We start from the raw sequence: 14,627 nt of genomic DNA on the forward strand, positions 1-14,627 counted from the left end.
CTTTATGCTATTTTTTCCAAAATAGTTTTTCACTACTTTGCCAGATTGTTTCTGCAATATGCTCTGGTGATTCTTCTCTCAATTCACACAATGCTTGAAAACTTACTAAAAGACGTTCTGGTCGATTAGGCTGCCCTTGAAAGCCAAAAACTGGCATATCCGGCGAATCCGTTTCAAGCAAAAGACTCTCTAATGGCAGTTTACGGATAGCTTCTCGTGTTTTATTGGCACGGAGATAAGTAATGGTTCCCCCAACACCAATTTTATAACCTAAATCTACGAAGCGTTTTGCTTGATCGTAACTGCCTGCAAAACCATGTACCACGCCTGTTTGCGGTAATTGTGCTTTTTTTAGAAAAACCGATAAAGCATCATGTGTTTTACGAGAATGCAAATTGACTGGCAAATTAAACCGCTTGGCAAATGCGAGCTGTGCTTCTAGAAACTCACATTGTTTTTGCCAAAGTTCTGGCGTGCTAATCTCTGCAACAGCTTTATCTAATCCAATTTCAGCAATCGCGGTACATTGCGGATCAGATTCATTTAAACGCTGTTCAAGCAATACTAAATCTGCTTGCGTATGCTGCTGAATATAAAGTGGATGTAGCCCTAACCCATAAACTAAATGGTTTGGCATTTGATGGGCGCAAGCGGTCACTTTTTCAAAATTTTTTGCAAAAATAGCCACTATCAGTAGTCGAGAGACACCTGCTTGCTCGGCATTTGCTACAAGCTGTGGAATCGATAAAGCAAGATCTTCTGCAACATAATCAAGGTGAGTGTGGGTATCAAAAAACGGCATAAGCTCTTAATAAAAATAGAAAACAAAAAATAAAAGCGAGGACTTGCCTCGCTTTTCATTGATTTTGTGATTAGTTTGCCACTTCATAAGCGGATTCATCACGTTCGCCTAATGGTTTAAGCAAGGTGAAGAATAACACAATACACAATACTGTTGTCGCAAAACCAAGATATACAGAAAGTTGGTAATCTAAACCAAAACCGATTGGGTTATAGAACAAGTAAGTTGCACAAACCGTTGTGATAAACCACGCAGGAATTGAAGCCACCCAGTGGAATTTTTTGTAACGGTATAAGTATGCCGCAGCAGTCCATAACATAACCATTGCGGTCATTTGGTTTGCCCAGTTAAAGTAACGCCATAATACATCAAATTTAACTAATGAAATTAAGTAACCAATAACAAATAATGGCACTGCAATATATAAACGTTTTACTAATGAACGTTGATCAATACGTAAGATTTCCGCTAATTGTAAACGTGCAGCACGGAATGCGGTATCGCCTGAAGTGATTGGTAATACAACCACACCAAGTACTGCAAAAATACCACCAACAAAGCCTAAGAAGTGTAATGAACTATCATATACCACTTTCGATGGCGTACCTACATCAAGCACAGATTGAAGTGCTTGTGGGTTTTCATAGAAAGCAAGACCAACCATACACCAGATTAGTGCAATCACCCCTTCAGTAATCATCGCGCCGTAGAAAATGAAACGACCTTCACTTTCATTTTCAGCACAGCGAGCCATTAGTGGAGTTTGAGTCGCATGGAAGCCTGATAACGCACCACAAGAAATTGTCACAAATAAAAGTGGCCATGTAGGCATTCCATCTTTTACTTGGAAGTTTTGCATGAATTTCTCTAACGTTAATCCTTGTGAATCTGCAGTATCGATAGTACGGAAGAATTCGATTGGGTCATTTGGATTGAAATGTGCTGAAAGTAAGCCATAAACCATACCTACAGACATGAATAACAATAATGCGCCAAAGACTGGATAGATACGACCGATAATTTTATCAATCGGGAGAAGTGTTGCTAAAATGTAGTAAGCAAAAATAATGAATGTCCAGATCGTTACAATCGTTGCTTGGCTCATACCAAACACAGTAAGACCTGCATCTTTTACTGTTTGAGTAGCCGCTTCTACATCACCTAATTCTAATGGACCTTGAGCTACCCCTAATACATCCATTGTAATCGTACCCATTAATTTTGCTGGGCTTGATACAAATACCACACCTACTAAAACTAATAATACGATTGCTAATGCATTGATAAAGAATTTAACCGGACGACCTAAGAATTTACCCGCTAAATACGGCATTGTTGCACCATTATGACGGATACTTAACATACCACAGAAATAATCATGCACGGCACCTGCAAAAATACAACCGATTACGATCCAAAGCATCGCAACTGGTCCGTATAACGCACCAAGGATAGGACCAAAAATTGGGCCTGTGCCGGCGATATTTAATAATTGAATAAGCCAAATTTTCGTTTTCGACATTGGCATATAGTCGACACCATCATTCATTTGATACGCTGGCGTTTGACGTTTTGGGTTGATGACGAAAATTTTTTCAACAACCTTCCCATAAACGAAATAGCCAAGTACCAAGATGGCAATACATAAAAAGAACCACAACATAGTACAAATCCTTAATAATTTATATTCTAAGTTTAACCAAAAGTAAGTAGCCAAAAGCTGCGTATATTGTAGTGAGCAATACTGATAAAGTAAATTAGGATAATGAATTAAAAATTCAGTAATTTGAAAAATGTGAACAAAATCAAACTTTTTCTCTAAAAAACAAAATAAACTGAATAAAATACAATCAATTAAATATAAAAAAAGCCCCATACATAAACTAATGTATAGGGCTTCAGTAATTTATAAATGAGATTATAGATTATTTAAGCGCAATTCAATCAATGCTTTTTCTTGCTCTGGTGCATCTGCTAAAGCTTGCTGATAAGCACTTTTCGCGCCAGCATTATCACCTTTTGCCACGAGAATATCACCCGTTAACACCGCTTTACGCAATGTCCATGCTTTTTCTTTAATTTGGCCTAATGTTGCCAATGCTGCATCGTAATTTTGAAGTTGATAATCTACTTGTGCTAAACGAAAACGCGCAACGGTTTGTAATGTTGCATCTTCAGTATTAACTGCTTGCTCTAAAACAGTTTTAGCTTTTGCAAAATCACCTTTATTAACCAGTTGCTGTGCTTCTGTAAATTGGGCGAAGGTTGCATAGCTATTATGCCCACTTTCTTTAATAAATTTCTCTACAAGCGGTTCATTTTTTATTGGATCTTGCAAATAGCTTTCAATTACATTGTCATATGCTGCTGAACTTTCTTGCGAAATTTGTTGGTTATGGTTTTTCCAAAAATTCCAACCAAATACTGCGCTCGCCCCCACAAGCATTGCAAGTAAAATTGCACTACCATTTTGTTTAAACCAGCTTTTTGCTTCTTCAAACTGCTGTTCTTCGGTTTTATTAAAATATTGTTCGGTATCCATGATTCACCTTAGAAATGTTTTGTTAATGTTTCAATAATATCCGCTTGGCTAATAGTCACTTGCTCAGCACTTGAACGTAAATCTTTGACTACTACTGTTTTTTCTGCCACTTCCGATTCGCCAATGACTAACGCCAGTTTTGCATCTACTTTGTCTGCACGTTTAAATTGTTTTTGGAATTTACCGCCTGAACAATGTGTCATTACACGAACTTGTGGTAATGCACTGCGGATAGTTTCCGCTAATTGGAATGCATTAAGCGTTGCGCCTTCCCCAGAATAAACCAAATAAACATCAACTGTATTGGCAACTGGCACGGCAGCATTGACTTCTTGCACTAATAAAACTAAACGCTCTAAGCCCATAGCAAAGCCTACGCCTGGTGCAGCATGACCGCCTAACTGTTCAACTAAGCCATCATAACGACCACCACCACAAACAGTACCTTGTGCACCTAAGGCTGAAGTTACCCATTCAAACACGGTTTTATTGTAATAATCTAAACCACGAACTAATTTCGGATTCACTTCATAGGCAATGCCCATATCATCTAATAACTGACAAAGCGTTGCAAAATGTGTACGGCTTTCTTCATCAAGATAATCGAGTAATTTCGGCGCATCATTAAGCACTTCTTGTAAGGCTTGGTTTTTCGTATCCAAGATACGTAGTGGATTTTTCACTAAACGTTCTTTTTCTTCATCGCCCATTAAATCTTGATGATTTTCTAAAAATGCCACTAACGCAGAACGATAGTTTGCACGCGCTTCTAATGAACCAATAGAGTTAAGCTGTAAAGAAACATGTTGGTCAATGCCTAATGCTTTCCATAAGCGTGCCGTTAAAATAATCAATTCTGCATCAATTTCTGGATTAGCAATACCAAACACTTCCACGCCTGCTTGATGGAATTGGCGATAACGTCCTTTTTGAGGGCGTTCATGACGGAACATGGGCCCCATATACCAAAGGCGCTGTTCGTTATTATAGATCCAGCCATGCTCAATTGCTGCACGTACGCAGCCTGCGGTACCTTCAGGACGTAAGGTTAATTGTTCATCGTTATCCCAGAAAGTGTACATCTCTTTAGAAACAACATCGGTTACTTCTCCAATTGCACGTGCAAAAAGCGGGGTGCTTTCCACGATTGGCATACGAACTTCAGAATAACCGTAGCTAGCTAATACTTGTTTAACTTGTCCTTCCACCCATTGCCATAAGGGAGATTCAGTTGGTGCGCAATCGTTCATACCACGAATTGCTTGAATTACTTTTGCCATTGTTTTTGCCTATTCATCAATAATAATCCGCCTATTCTAAATGAGTTAATGTAATTCTCAAAATGCTTTATCGGTTGGAATGGAGATAGGAGAACAAGCGGTCAAATTTTACAAATTTTTTGCAAAAAACTCCCGCTTGAGAAAGGTTAGCCAAAAATAATCGGCAGTAACTCGCCAATTTGATGAATTTCGTAGGTTGGACGAATGGTCGTGTCGTTCGGTTTATTCGCATGATTAAACCAACAGGTATCAATGCCAGCATTATTGCCACCGAGCACATCCGAAGCCAACGTATCTCCCACCATTAAAATGCGGGTTTTATCTTCACAATCCATTAGGGAAAACGCGTACTCAAACACCTGACGATCAGGTTTAGCCACCCCAATTTGCTCAGATACTACAACAATATCAAAATACTTTTCGGTTTTTGTATTTTCTAATCGGCGTTGCTGTAGCCCTGTAAAGCCGTTGGTGATAATGCCCATTTTGACTTTGCCGTATAACGCTTCTAGCATAGCTTCAACGCCTTCTAATGGTTTGCTAACTAGCGCCATTTCTGACATGAGCATTTGATTTAGCATTAAAGGCTCAACACCAATTTGTTCAGATAGCTTTGCAAAACGGCGTTTTTGAATATCTTCAGCAGTAATTTCGTTATTTTGATAAGCGACCCAAAGTGGCTGATTGATAGCTTGAAACGCCACATAATCCTCTTGATTAAAATCGATCCCATAAGGGGCTAACATGGCTTTCAAACCATGAAAAGAGTTGAATGAATACAGCGTTTCGTCTGCGTCAAATAAGATCCAATCATATCGCATTATTTATAACTTCCTTTAATTTCCTCTGTGATCCACGCCACAAAATGTTCTACTTTTTCGCTTTTTGCCATTTGTGGCGGATAAACAACATAAAAGGCTTTTTCATCATAAACATCGGTTGTAAATGGCTCTACCATTGTGCCTTCATCAATTTCCGCTTGAGCAAGCATTCGGTTTGCTACCACCACACCTTGACAGTGTTTCGCCGCTTGAATTCCCATTGAAGTTGTGCCAAACATTGGGCCTGATTCAATTTCTACACCATCAAGCTGTAAATGATCAATCATCTGCTTCCATTTCGTATGGGAACAAACATGGATCAGGTTTTTGCCCGCCAGATCTTCCGGTTTATTGATCGGGTTATCTTTTAAATACTCTGGAGAAGCAAGTACGAGAATACGCGCTCTGACCAATTCAATTGCCTCAAGGTTCTGCCAATTACCATTGCCATAATAAATCGCCACATCGGTATCTTTTCCAAATAGCCCTTCATCTTGTGGCATGGTGGTTAAACGTACTTCAATTTCTGGATAACGCTTGTGGAAATCATTTAAGCGTGGCACCAGCCAATGCATCCCAAAAGATGGGGTTGTGCTAATAGAAAGCACCTGCCGACTATTTTTTAAGCGTACTTTTTCCGTGGCAGACGCAATTTGTAATAAAAGCGGTTGAATTTCTTGGAAATATTGCGAACCTGTTTCAGTAAGTTCTAGCTGACGATTACGGCGGTAAAATAATTTCGCCCCCAAAAAATCTTCCAATAATTTAATTTGATGGCTGACAGCAGCTTGAGTCACAAAAAGCTCTTCTGCAGCTTTGGTAAAATTCAAATGGCGAGCAGCAGATTCAAAAGCTTTTAACGCATTTAACGGCGGCAGTTTTTTATTCATAATCTTCTTCTTTTAAATAATCGCGAATATCGCGCGAAATTCATTACTTTATTTTATCTTGAAAATAAAAATAATTCATTTGTAGTAGTGGTACGACATCTCTATAATGCGCCCCGTACTTAATAAGGATAGTGATTTTTTGATTTTCGTCAAATTTTCCTGAAATTTTAAGTATGATGTTGTGTTTGCATATTGGTCTAGGTAACTAGACTAGAGTAACGAAAGTTACTCGTTTCACTTCCTGTATATTTCAAACCCTTTTGGTTTATGCCCCTCATTTGAGGGGCTTTTTTTGCCCTAAAAAAATTTATCTATCATTCTAACAGGAAAAAAACTTATCTACAAACTAACGGGCTGGATTTGAAGCTTCACCTTTTTCTTCATTTTCTGAAGTCGAAATTATCGCCTGTGATGCTTTATCCATTTTCACATCAATTTTATGATCCACCACAACATTCATGTTAATCGTAATCCCTTCTGCTGGCGTTTCCAGCTGAATTTTTGGCGTACAAGCGGTTAAATTTAGCAAACAAATTGCAAATAAAAAGTTGAGTTTCATTTATTGTTATCCAGTTTTTGATAAATATGGTTTTCTATTTGTTGTTCAATATTAGAAGCCGCATTCATCAGGTTCCATAAGCCAAAAATATTTTCTTGGTGTGTATAATTAAAATTGACCTTCGCTTTTTCTTGCTGATTCAGCTGCAATTTAAGCTGCGCAGCCAGTTTCATATCGCCACTTTTTGGCACATTGATGCTAGCAGCCATATCCGCCACTTTGGTATCGTTGAGTAGGTACAACAAAATTCGTTCTGAATAACCACTACTTTGCGAAATGGCTTTCATCAAGGCATCCGAAATTTTCAAATATGAAGTTTCTGTTTGCTCCAATCGCCCATCACAAACATAGCAAGGTTCCCCCGATAACCAAAATGGCAAAGTTGCATTTGCTTTACCACGAAGATCAATTTGCTGATAGTTAGCCACTTCCATCATTCGCTCGAATCGAATATTTTCCAACTGCAAAAGCGCCACTTTGACTTGAGGCAAAGAAAAATGTTCCACTTTTAATTTACCATCTAATAAATCAAGCTCTAGCTTGCGCAAATTAAGCGGTTTCTTTTGGCTATAAGGATAATGCCCATCAATGTTTACATGCACATTTTGGATCGGCACGCCTGCATTGATTTCTGCAATCTTCACCGCTATTGGTTTACGTTGACCAAAAGTTAAATGATCGCCTGAAAGTTGGAACGGAAAAGTAAACTCAATGCCATTTATTTCCCCTTTCGGCAAAGAAAGCCCTGCATCAGTAATGGAAAGCTCTCCGCTCGCCACTAAACCTTTTTGTGCTTGAGTCTGGAATTGGGTGTTTCCTTTTACCGTACCAGATTTAATCACCCAGTTCATTTTAGGCGGAATCAAACTTTGGAACACACTTGCCGGCTGCGATGCCCATTGAATGTTGCCCACAAATTCACTGGCATTTGCTTTCAATTGGCGCTTCGCATTGAGCATCAATGGGCCCACTTTTCCTGCTTGGAATTCGCCTTTAAATTGAAGCGTCTCTAACTCACCGTTAAAAGTCACTTTGGCACGTGGCTGTGACAGTTTACCACCATAGTTAAAAGATAATGCGGGCGAGCTGAGTTCTGCGCCACCGGTAAGCGTCCAATCTTCATAGAAAAATTTCACTGGCTCGGTTAGTTTTAGCTGACTTGGCGCTAGCTCAGCACTTCCAATATTTGTGCCATTCATCTTGCCATCTAGCTGCAAAAATTGAATAACATTGTTATGCCAATTCCCTTTTCCTGCTAATTTGACCTTGCTATTTAAGCTTTTAAGCATCGCACTGCCATCTAATGTCCAGCCCCAAAAATTCTTGTTTCCCTTGCCATCGAAATCATCGAAAACCTCTGAAAGCCCCATTTTAAAATGGCGGGCTTGCCCTTTGAGTTGGAAATCAATGTCGCTAAAATCTGGCGATTCAGCTTTCAAATGTGCTTGAAGTGGACCACTTACACCATAGCGGTTAATCTCTACCGTGCCTAATGGGATAGTCAATTCCTTAATAGTCAGTAAACGCTCTTGCCCGCTAATAATTTGGAACATAGATTTTGGCGAGAAAGTGAGACCAGACTGATTTGCATCAATAGTCGCCTGACTAAACAGACGAAAACCATGATATTTCACATAGCCTGATAAAGTGAGCGGCAGAATAAAATAATCGGGCGATTCAATGATTCCACTTGTTGTCGCAAGACTGAGCGTATGCTTATCTTCTGAAAACAGGTTCATTCTAAATGCCGTTTCTAGCGGAAAAATTTCGCCTTGCATAATGTTTTTCGGCTTCAACGTTGCTGTTGTTGAGCCATTAATTGGAAAATCGGGTAGCCACCCCCAATTAAACTTCCCTTGATAAATTTCTAACTGAGTAAAATCAAATTTAAATGGCAATGCTAATTTATTCTCAGGCTGTGTTTCTGAAATAAAGGTCAAGTTACCCAATAAATTGTTATCATTATCTGACTGCCAAGTTAGCCCAAGACTCCCCTCTTGCAGCCCTTTTTCAGAGACAATATTTTCTGGCAAGATCCAGTGATAGTCACTTTCAAAATATTGCGGAAGTGAAAGAATGTTTTCATTGAGTTGTGTCGTAAATAACAGGTTGTGCTTCTCTGTCTCACTTGGGTGATAACTCACATTACCACTTAACCGACCATTGGTAAAATCCCCCCCAAATTCGACCGCTTGTTGTTTCAGAGAAAGCGATAATTTACGTCCTTGGTAAACTGCTTGAATTTTTGCAGGGGTTGCCAATAATTGGCTTAAACGAGGAGAAAGATCCGCTGGCAAATTTTGCCAAGCTAATTCATCTACCGTTAATTTTGTTGCTGGCGCTAATAAAAGCCATTTATTTAAGGAAAAATTAGATTCATCTTTTTCTGATTCAGGAAAAAGGCTAAAGCAGTGATAATCTAACGTCACTTTTGCGGCGCTTAATTGATAACCTTGCGGATTAAATGACAAATTATCAAGTGCAACCAACGGGCATTGCTGATACTGAACAATCAACTGCGGTAAATGTATGCCTGTTTGATTTGCAGAAAAACCGCCAGATGGCGTAGAAATTTGCCAATTTTCAGGCAAAAAACGGTTTGCAACACCAGAAAAATAGGTGCTGAAAAATAGAAGGCTTGCACTAATGATCAGCAATAGCAACAAGCCTAATAGAACCAATAACCTTTTCTTTATCATTATCCAATAGATACTAGCGGGTAAAGCATTGCTAAAAAGGTAGCCGCAGACCAACCCACTGGATTTTTAATCTGTTTCTCTTTTTTACCCAGTAATAACCAAGCTAATATTGCTAAAATTGCAAATTGCACCACAAAATAGAGAATAAATGGCACAAATGAAGTTTCTGGCATAATCTGTACTTGTTGGTAAAGCACGAAAACCGTCCAAATATAATTCATGACTAAAGCTAAAATTGCCAGTTGAATTAACAGCTTAAAGAAACCTTCTAATCGGCTATTTGCTAGCATTAAATACCAACCAGAAAGCAATAACCCTAATTGCAGTTGCGCAAAATTATTCGCCCGCAAGCCATTTAACAATGAAGGAATTTCCCACCAATATACCGCTAAATATTGCAAAATTGCCACGACAGCAACGCCAAAACTACAATAAATCATTGTCTGATAAAGGTTATCTTCATCTGCATCTTGCCAGTAAAGAACGGGTAATAATACCGCCATAACCGCGACTAATAACAAGGGAATATGCTTAGGCGTAAAACCATAACTATATGCCAAATTTCCTAAGGCAAATACAGCTAAAAATTTCAACACAAAGGTTAATCGGCCGCGCTGCCCGGGGCAAATTTGCCCTTTCCAAAGTACAACACTCATCACGATACTGACAACTAGAAAGCTCAACAAATAAGGGGAAATAAAAATCATATTTTGCGGTGCAAAATAATAATTAAGACACATTTGAATGAAAAGCATGCCGAGCATTGGCAACAGCGCATGCACTGCAGTTTCTAGTTTTTTTTCCGATTCATGTTCGTGCGACATAATAAACCTTATTTAAAATGATTTTGGCTCAGGATTATGCCATAATACGACAGTTTTTTTAACGACTTAAGAGGTGAGAAATGAGAATTTTACATACGATGCTACGTGTTGGCGACCTAGAACGTTCTATTAAGTTTTATACTGAAGTTTTAGGAATGAAATTGCTCCGTACCAGCGAAAATGCTGAATATAAATATACTTTGGCTTTTGTTGGCTATGGTGATGAAAGTGAAAATGCGGTTATCGAATTAACCTATAACTGGGGCGTAGATAAATACGACTTAGGCACAGCTTACGGCCATATCGCATTAGGTGTAGATGATATTTATGCCACTATCGAAGCAATTCGTGCGGCAGGTGGTAAAATTACCCGTGAACCCGGCCCAGTATTAGGCGGTAAAACGGTTATCGCTTTTGCTGAAGATCCAGACGGTTATAAAATCGAATTCATTGCAAATAAAGAAGCTCAAGCAGCTTTAGGTAACTAACTCTTTTTACAAGCGGTCTGATTTTGTCAATTTTTTGCAAAATTCGACCGCTTGCGTTTTTATTATGACAACAGAAACCGAACAACCAACCGATTATAATTTACTAAAAAATCGTTTTCGTGGCTATTTGCCCGTGATTATTGATGTAGAAACTGCCGGTTTAAATGCCCAAACTGATGCCCTGTTAGAACTTGCCGCAATTACCGTGAAAATGGATGATGCAGGTTATTTAGTGCCAGATCAGCAATGTCATTTTCATATTCAGCCATTTGAAGGGGCGAATATCAATCCAGATTCACTTAAATTTAATGGCATCGACATTGATAATCCATTACGTGGCGCGATTCCGGAGAACATTGCGATTCCAGAAATGTTTAAAATGGTTCGTAAAGCGATGAAAGCACAAGGTTGCCAGCGTGCAGTAATTGTGGCACATAATGCTGCATTTGATCAGGGTTTTTTACACGCTGCCATTAAACGTATTAATGCTAAACGTGATCCGTTCCACCCTTTTGCAATGTTTGATACCGCAACCCTTGCCGGGTTTATGTACGGACAAACCGTATTAGTCAAAGCCTGCCAAATGGCAAATATTGCTTTTGATGGCAAACAAGCGCACTCCGCACTTTATGATACGGAAAAAACAACTGAATTATTCTGCCAAATGGTTAATCGTCTAAAAGATCTCGGCGGTTTTCCACTACAAGCGGTTGAAAAATCAAAATAATTTGTAAAAAACAAAAACCCAGCTTTCGCTGGGTTTTCTTTTATAATCTTTTCGATTATTCAGTAACAACGTTGATTGTTACTACTGCATTCACTTCTGGGTGTAAGTGAATTTTAACTTCGTGTTCGCCAGTGCTACGTAATGGGCCTTCGCCTAAACGTACTTCAGCTTTCACTACTTCAACACCTGCTGCAGTTAATGCATCAGCAATGTCTTTAGCAGAGATTGAACCGAATAAACGACCATCATCACCTGCAGTTGCAGAAACTGCTACAGCAGCTAATGCACTTAATTGTGCCGCGCGAGCTTGTGCTTTTGCTAATGCTTCAGCCGCTTTTGCTTCTAATTCTGCACGACGAGCTTCGAAGTGAGCGATATTCGCTGCAGTTGCCATAACCGCTTTACCTTGTGGGATTAAGTAGTTACGTGCAAAACCTGCTTTTACTTCAACTTGTGAGCCTACACCACCAAGGTGAGCAACTTTGTCTAATAAAATAACTTGCATTGTTCTTACCTCTTCTTATTAGTGATTGTGTGTATCAGAATAAGGTAATAACGCTAAGTAACGAGCGCGTTTGATTGCGCGTGCTAATTGGCGTTGGTACTTCGCACGAGTACCAGTAATACGGCTAGGAACAATCTTGCCGTTTTCAGAAATGTAGTTCTTTAATGTAGCGATATCTTTGTAATCGATTTCAACAACATTTTCCGCGGTGAAACGGCAGAACTTACGACGACGGAAATAACGTGCCATTTGGCTTCTCCTGATCTATAAATTCAATATGTTCGGCGTGTAAAACTAACTGGTTCAAACCATGATAATCTTTGTGAGTGTGGAGAAATCCACTAACGCTCACTTTACTGCCGAGCTTTATTTGTTGGGTTATTAAACTAAATTGATTGCCATTTAAAATCACTTGGATTTTACACCACGCCTGACGTTCTAAATTTACTTCAATTTGTGTTGAACGATGTTCAATCCAAAATTTATAACTTGGAATACCTAGCGGGCTTTGGCTTTGTTTAACTACTGAGCAAACTGTACCGCTCAGAATTAAACGATTTTCAATCGGCAAATTACTCGCCTGCTTCTTCTACTACAACTGCTTCAGCAGCTTTGCTTTCTTTAGCTTTCACCATAGGTGAAGCTTCAGTTACTGCAGTTTTAGTATGAACAACTAAGCTACGAAGAACGGCATCGTTGTAACGGAAGTTAGTTTCTAACTCATCGATTACACTTTGTGGTGCTTCTACATTCAATAACACATAGTGTGCTTTGTGAAGTTTGTTGATTGGGTATGCTAATTGACGACGACCCCAATCTTCTAAGCGATGAACTTGACCGCCAGCTTCTTTAACAGATGCTGTGTAACGCTCAATCATTGCTGGTACTTGTTCGCTTTGGTCCGGATGAACCATAAAAACGATTTCGTAGTGACGCATTGACTATCCTTACGGGTTAGCAGCCTCCAACGTTAGCCAGTCACCAGCTTGTGGAAGCAAGGATTAAAAACAAATGTGACTGAACGCGCAAATTATACAGACTATCCGACATTTCGCAAGTTATTTTTTAACCATAATTGCAGACAAGCGGTCAAATTTGGAAAAAGATTTACAAATGAATCTTTGCTAGGTGTTTTTATAGAAATATAGTAGACTTACGCAATCGTTTGCTTAAGCTTATTTCAAGGAAATTCAAATGAATATTTTAATTATTGGCAATGGTGGTCGAGAGCATGCTTTAGCGTGGAAAGTCCGCCAATCTCCTCTTGTAGACAAAGTTTTCGTTGCGCCAGGAAATGCAGGAACGGCACAAGAAAACGGGGTTGAAAATGTCGCTATTTCCGCCACTGACGTACCCGCATTAGTTGAATTTGCAAAAGCCAACCAAATCGACTTAACCATTGTTGGGCCTGAAGCGCCATTAGTTATAGGTGTGGTTGATGCTTTCCGTGCCAATGGATTAAAAATTTTTGGCCCAACTCAAGCTGCCGCCCAATTAGAAGGTTCAAAAGCGTTTACTAAAGATTTCCTTGCTCGCCACCAAATTCCAACCGCTGAATATCAAAACTTTACTGAAGTTGAGCCAGCTTTAGCCTACTTAAAAGAAAAAGGTGCGCCAATTGTGATTAAGGCGGATGGTTTAGCGGCAGGTAAAGGGGTTATCGTTGCGATGACTCTAGCAGAAGCTGAAGAAGCGGTTAAAGATATGCTGTCAGGAAATGCCTTTGGCGATGCGGGTAGCCGTGTTGTCATTGAGGAATTTTTAGATGGTGAAGAAGCCAGCTTTATCGTGATGGTCGATGGAAAACACGTTGAACCGATGGCAACCAGTCAAGACCACAAGCGTGTAGGCGAAGGTGATAAAGGGTTAAATACTGGTGGCATGGGCGCTTACTCCCCTGCACCTGTAGTCACCGCTGAAATTCATCAACGCGTGATGGATGAAATTATCTACCCAACGGTGAATGGCATGGCATCAGAAGGTAATCCTTATACCGGTTTCCTTTATGCAGGCTTAATGATTATGCCAAACGGACAACCCAAAGTGATTGAATTCAACTGCCGATTCGGCGATCCGGAAACCCAACCGATTATGATGCGATTAGCATCTGACTTAGTTGAACTTTGCTTAGCTGCATGCGATGAAAAACTTGATAGCGTTAAATCAACTTGGGTAGAACAAGCTGCATTAGGCATTGTACTCGCAGCAGAAGGCTATCCTGGTGATTATCGTAAGCATGATGAAATTTCAGGTATTCCACAAACGCCAAGCGCAAATCAAAAAGTGTTCTTAGCTGGCGTAGAAGAAAAAGCGGGGAAATTATTTACCAATGGCGGGCGCGTGTTATGTGCAACCGCATTAGGTAATTCGGTTTTTGAAGCGCAACAATCTGCACTTGCGCTTGCAGAACAAATTCAATGGACTGGACGTTTTTATCGTCGTGATATTGGCTATCGTGCGATTGCCCGCGAAAAAGCCTAATCCCCTAAA

Annotated in this window: 16 protein-coding genes; 3 read left to right on the plus strand and 13 right to left on the minus strand. The window is 39.6% G+C overall.

Going from position 1 to position 14,627, the window contains the following annotated elements; all coding sequences use genetic code 11:
* Positions 1-7 precede the first annotated feature (7 nt).
* From HMPREF1128_RS06160 to HMPREF1128_RS06200, 9 genes are all read right to left on the minus strand, one after another.
* On the minus strand, positions 8-802 hold the full coding sequence (locus tag HMPREF1128_RS06160; RefSeq protein WP_007524447.1) for a TatD family hydrolase: 795 nt from the start codon (positions 800-802) through the stop codon (positions 8-10).
* Positions 803-872: 70 nt separating this feature from the next.
* Positions 873-2,465, minus strand: a complete 1,593-nt coding sequence (locus HMPREF1128_RS06165; RefSeq protein ID WP_007525170.1) for a carbon starvation CstA family protein — start codon at positions 2,463-2,465, stop codon at positions 873-875.
* Positions 2,466-2,720: 255 nt separating this feature from the next.
* On the minus strand, positions 2,721-3,344 hold the full coding sequence (locus HMPREF1128_RS06170; protein ID WP_007524970.1) for a YfgM family protein: 624 nt from the start codon (positions 3,342-3,344) through the stop codon (positions 2,721-2,723).
* 8 nt (positions 3,345-3,352) lie between these two features.
* Complete coding sequence (gene hisS / locus HMPREF1128_RS06175) at positions 3,353-4,624, minus strand: histidine--tRNA ligase (protein ID WP_007525257.1); 1,272 nt, start codon at positions 4,622-4,624, stop codon at positions 3,353-3,355.
* A gap of 146 nt (positions 4,625-4,770) precedes the next feature.
* Positions 4,771-5,445, minus strand: coding sequence for a pyrimidine 5'-nucleotidase (yjjG, locus tag HMPREF1128_RS06180; RefSeq protein ID WP_007525019.1), 675 nt, complete (start codon positions 5,443-5,445; stop codon positions 4,771-4,773).
* Positions 5,445-6,335, minus strand: coding sequence for a transcriptional regulator GcvA (locus HMPREF1128_RS06185; protein ID WP_007524362.1), 891 nt, complete (start codon positions 6,333-6,335; stop codon positions 5,445-5,447). The genes yjjG and HMPREF1128_RS06185 overlap by 1 nt, the downstream gene beginning before the upstream one ends.
* Positions 6,336-6,681: 346 nt before the next feature.
* On the minus strand, positions 6,682-6,894 hold the full coding sequence (locus HMPREF1128_RS06190; protein WP_007524069.1) for a YnbE family lipoprotein: 213 nt from the start codon (positions 6,892-6,894) through the stop codon (positions 6,682-6,684).
* The gene (locus HMPREF1128_RS06195) at positions 6,891-9,551 is read right to left on the minus strand and encodes an intermembrane phospholipid transport protein YdbH family protein (RefSeq protein ID WP_007524526.1); all 2,661 of its coding nucleotides are present in this window, start codon (positions 9,549-9,551) and stop codon (positions 6,891-6,893) included. The genes HMPREF1128_RS06190 and HMPREF1128_RS06195 overlap by 4 nt, the downstream gene beginning before the upstream one ends.
* Positions 9,552-9,592: 41 nt before the next feature.
* Positions 9,593-10,417, minus strand: a complete 825-nt coding sequence (locus HMPREF1128_RS06200; protein ID WP_007524433.1) for a hypothetical protein — start codon at positions 10,415-10,417, stop codon at positions 9,593-9,595.
* An 80-nt stretch (positions 10,418-10,497) separates the two neighbouring features.
* On the opposite strand from HMPREF1128_RS06200, the gene gloA reads away from it, so the two are divergent.
* Both gloA and rnt read left to right on the plus strand, forming a co-directional pair.
* A complete protein-coding gene (gloA, locus tag HMPREF1128_RS06205; protein ID WP_007525109.1) occupies positions 10,498-10,905 on the plus strand; it encodes a lactoylglutathione lyase in 408 nt (135 codons plus the stop codon).
* 64 nt (positions 10,906-10,969) lie between these two features.
* Complete coding sequence (gene rnt / locus HMPREF1128_RS06210) at positions 10,970-11,632, plus strand: ribonuclease T (protein WP_035530198.1); 663 nt, start codon at positions 10,970-10,972, stop codon at positions 11,630-11,632.
* Positions 11,633-11,687: 55 nt separating this feature from the next.
* Here rnt and rplI read toward each other — a convergent pair whose 3' ends face one another.
* The 4 genes from rplI to rpsF are packed head-to-tail and all read right to left on the minus strand — an operon-like array spanning position 11,688 to position 13,075.
* Positions 11,688-12,137, minus strand: a complete 450-nt coding sequence (rplI, locus tag HMPREF1128_RS06215; protein ID WP_007525482.1) for a 50S ribosomal protein L9 — start codon at positions 12,135-12,137, stop codon at positions 11,688-11,690.
* 18 nt (positions 12,138-12,155) lie between these two features.
* A complete protein-coding gene (gene rpsR / locus HMPREF1128_RS06220; protein WP_007524510.1) occupies positions 12,156-12,386 on the minus strand; it encodes a 30S ribosomal protein S18 in 231 nt (76 codons plus the stop codon).
* On the minus strand, positions 12,361-12,708 hold the full coding sequence (priB, locus tag HMPREF1128_RS06225) for a primosomal replication protein N (RefSeq protein WP_007525400.1): 348 nt from the start codon (positions 12,706-12,708) through the stop codon (positions 12,361-12,363). Before priB ends, rpsR begins: the two co-directional genes overlap by 26 nt.
* Before the next feature lies 1 nt (position 12,709).
* On the minus strand, positions 12,710-13,075 hold the full coding sequence (rpsF, locus tag HMPREF1128_RS06230) for a 30S ribosomal protein S6 (protein WP_007524025.1): 366 nt from the start codon (positions 13,073-13,075) through the stop codon (positions 12,710-12,712).
* Positions 13,076-13,331: 256 nt separating this feature from the next.
* Between rpsF and purD the strand changes: the two genes are divergently transcribed.
* Positions 13,332-14,618 carry a phosphoribosylamine--glycine ligase gene (gene purD, locus HMPREF1128_RS06235; protein WP_007524662.1) on the plus strand — a complete coding sequence of 429 codons (1,287 nt, stop codon included), beginning with the start codon at positions 13,332-13,334 and terminating at the stop codon, positions 14,616-14,618.
* The last annotated feature ends 9 nt before the right edge of the window (positions 14,619-14,627 follow it).

Source organism: Haemophilus sputorum HK 2154 (assembly GCF_000287615.1).
GTDB lineage: Bacteria > Pseudomonadota > Gammaproteobacteria > Enterobacterales > Pasteurellaceae > Haemophilus_A > Haemophilus_A sputorum.

What these genes read in the sequence shown, in the direction of transcription:
- HMPREF1128_RS06190 (WP_007524069.1), bottom strand. Translation starts at nt 6,894, where the DNA reads ATGAAACTCAACTTTTTATTTGCAATTTGTTTGCTAAATTTAACCGCT.
- rplI (WP_007525482.1), bottom strand. Translation starts at nt 12,137, where the DNA reads ATGCAAGTTATTTTATTAGACAAAGTTGCTCACCTTGGTGGTGTAGGC.
- yjjG (WP_007525019.1), bottom strand. Translation starts at nt 5,445, where the DNA reads ATGCGATATGATTGGATCTTATTTGACGCAGACGAAACGCTGTATTCA.
- rpsR (WP_007524510.1), bottom strand. Translation starts at nt 12,386, where the DNA reads ATGGCACGTTATTTCCGTCGTCGTAAGTTCTGCCGTTTCACCGCGGAA.
- HMPREF1128_RS06160 (WP_007524447.1), bottom strand. Translation starts at nt 802, where the DNA reads ATGCCGTTTTTTGATACCCACACTCACCTTGATTATGTTGCAGAAGAT.
- rnt (WP_035530198.1), top strand. Translation starts at nt 10,970, where the DNA reads ATGACAACAGAAACCGAACAACCAACCGATTATAATTTACTAAAAAAT.
- hisS (WP_007525257.1), bottom strand. Translation starts at nt 4,624, where the DNA reads ATGGCAAAAGTAATTCAAGCAATTCGTGGTATGAACGATTGCGCACCA.
- HMPREF1128_RS06185 (WP_007524362.1), bottom strand. Translation starts at nt 6,335, where the DNA reads ATGAATAAAAAACTGCCGCCGTTAAATGCGTTAAAAGCTTTTGAATCT.
- HMPREF1128_RS06165 (WP_007525170.1), bottom strand. Translation starts at nt 2,465, where the DNA reads ATGTTGTGGTTCTTTTTATGTATTGCCATCTTGGTACTTGGCTATTTC.
- gloA (WP_007525109.1), top strand. Translation starts at nt 10,498, where the DNA reads ATGAGAATTTTACATACGATGCTACGTGTTGGCGACCTAGAACGTTCT.
- purD (WP_007524662.1), top strand. Translation starts at nt 13,332, where the DNA reads ATGAATATTTTAATTATTGGCAATGGTGGTCGAGAGCATGCTTTAGCG.
- HMPREF1128_RS06200 (WP_007524433.1), bottom strand. Translation starts at nt 10,417, where the DNA reads ATGTCGCACGAACATGAATCGGAAAAAAAACTAGAAACTGCAGTGCAT.
- rpsF (WP_007524025.1), bottom strand. Translation starts at nt 13,075, where the DNA reads ATGCGTCACTACGAAATCGTTTTTATGGTTCATCCGGACCAAAGCGAA.
- HMPREF1128_RS06170 (WP_007524970.1), bottom strand. Translation starts at nt 3,344, where the DNA reads ATGGATACCGAACAATATTTTAATAAAACCGAAGAACAGCAGTTTGAA.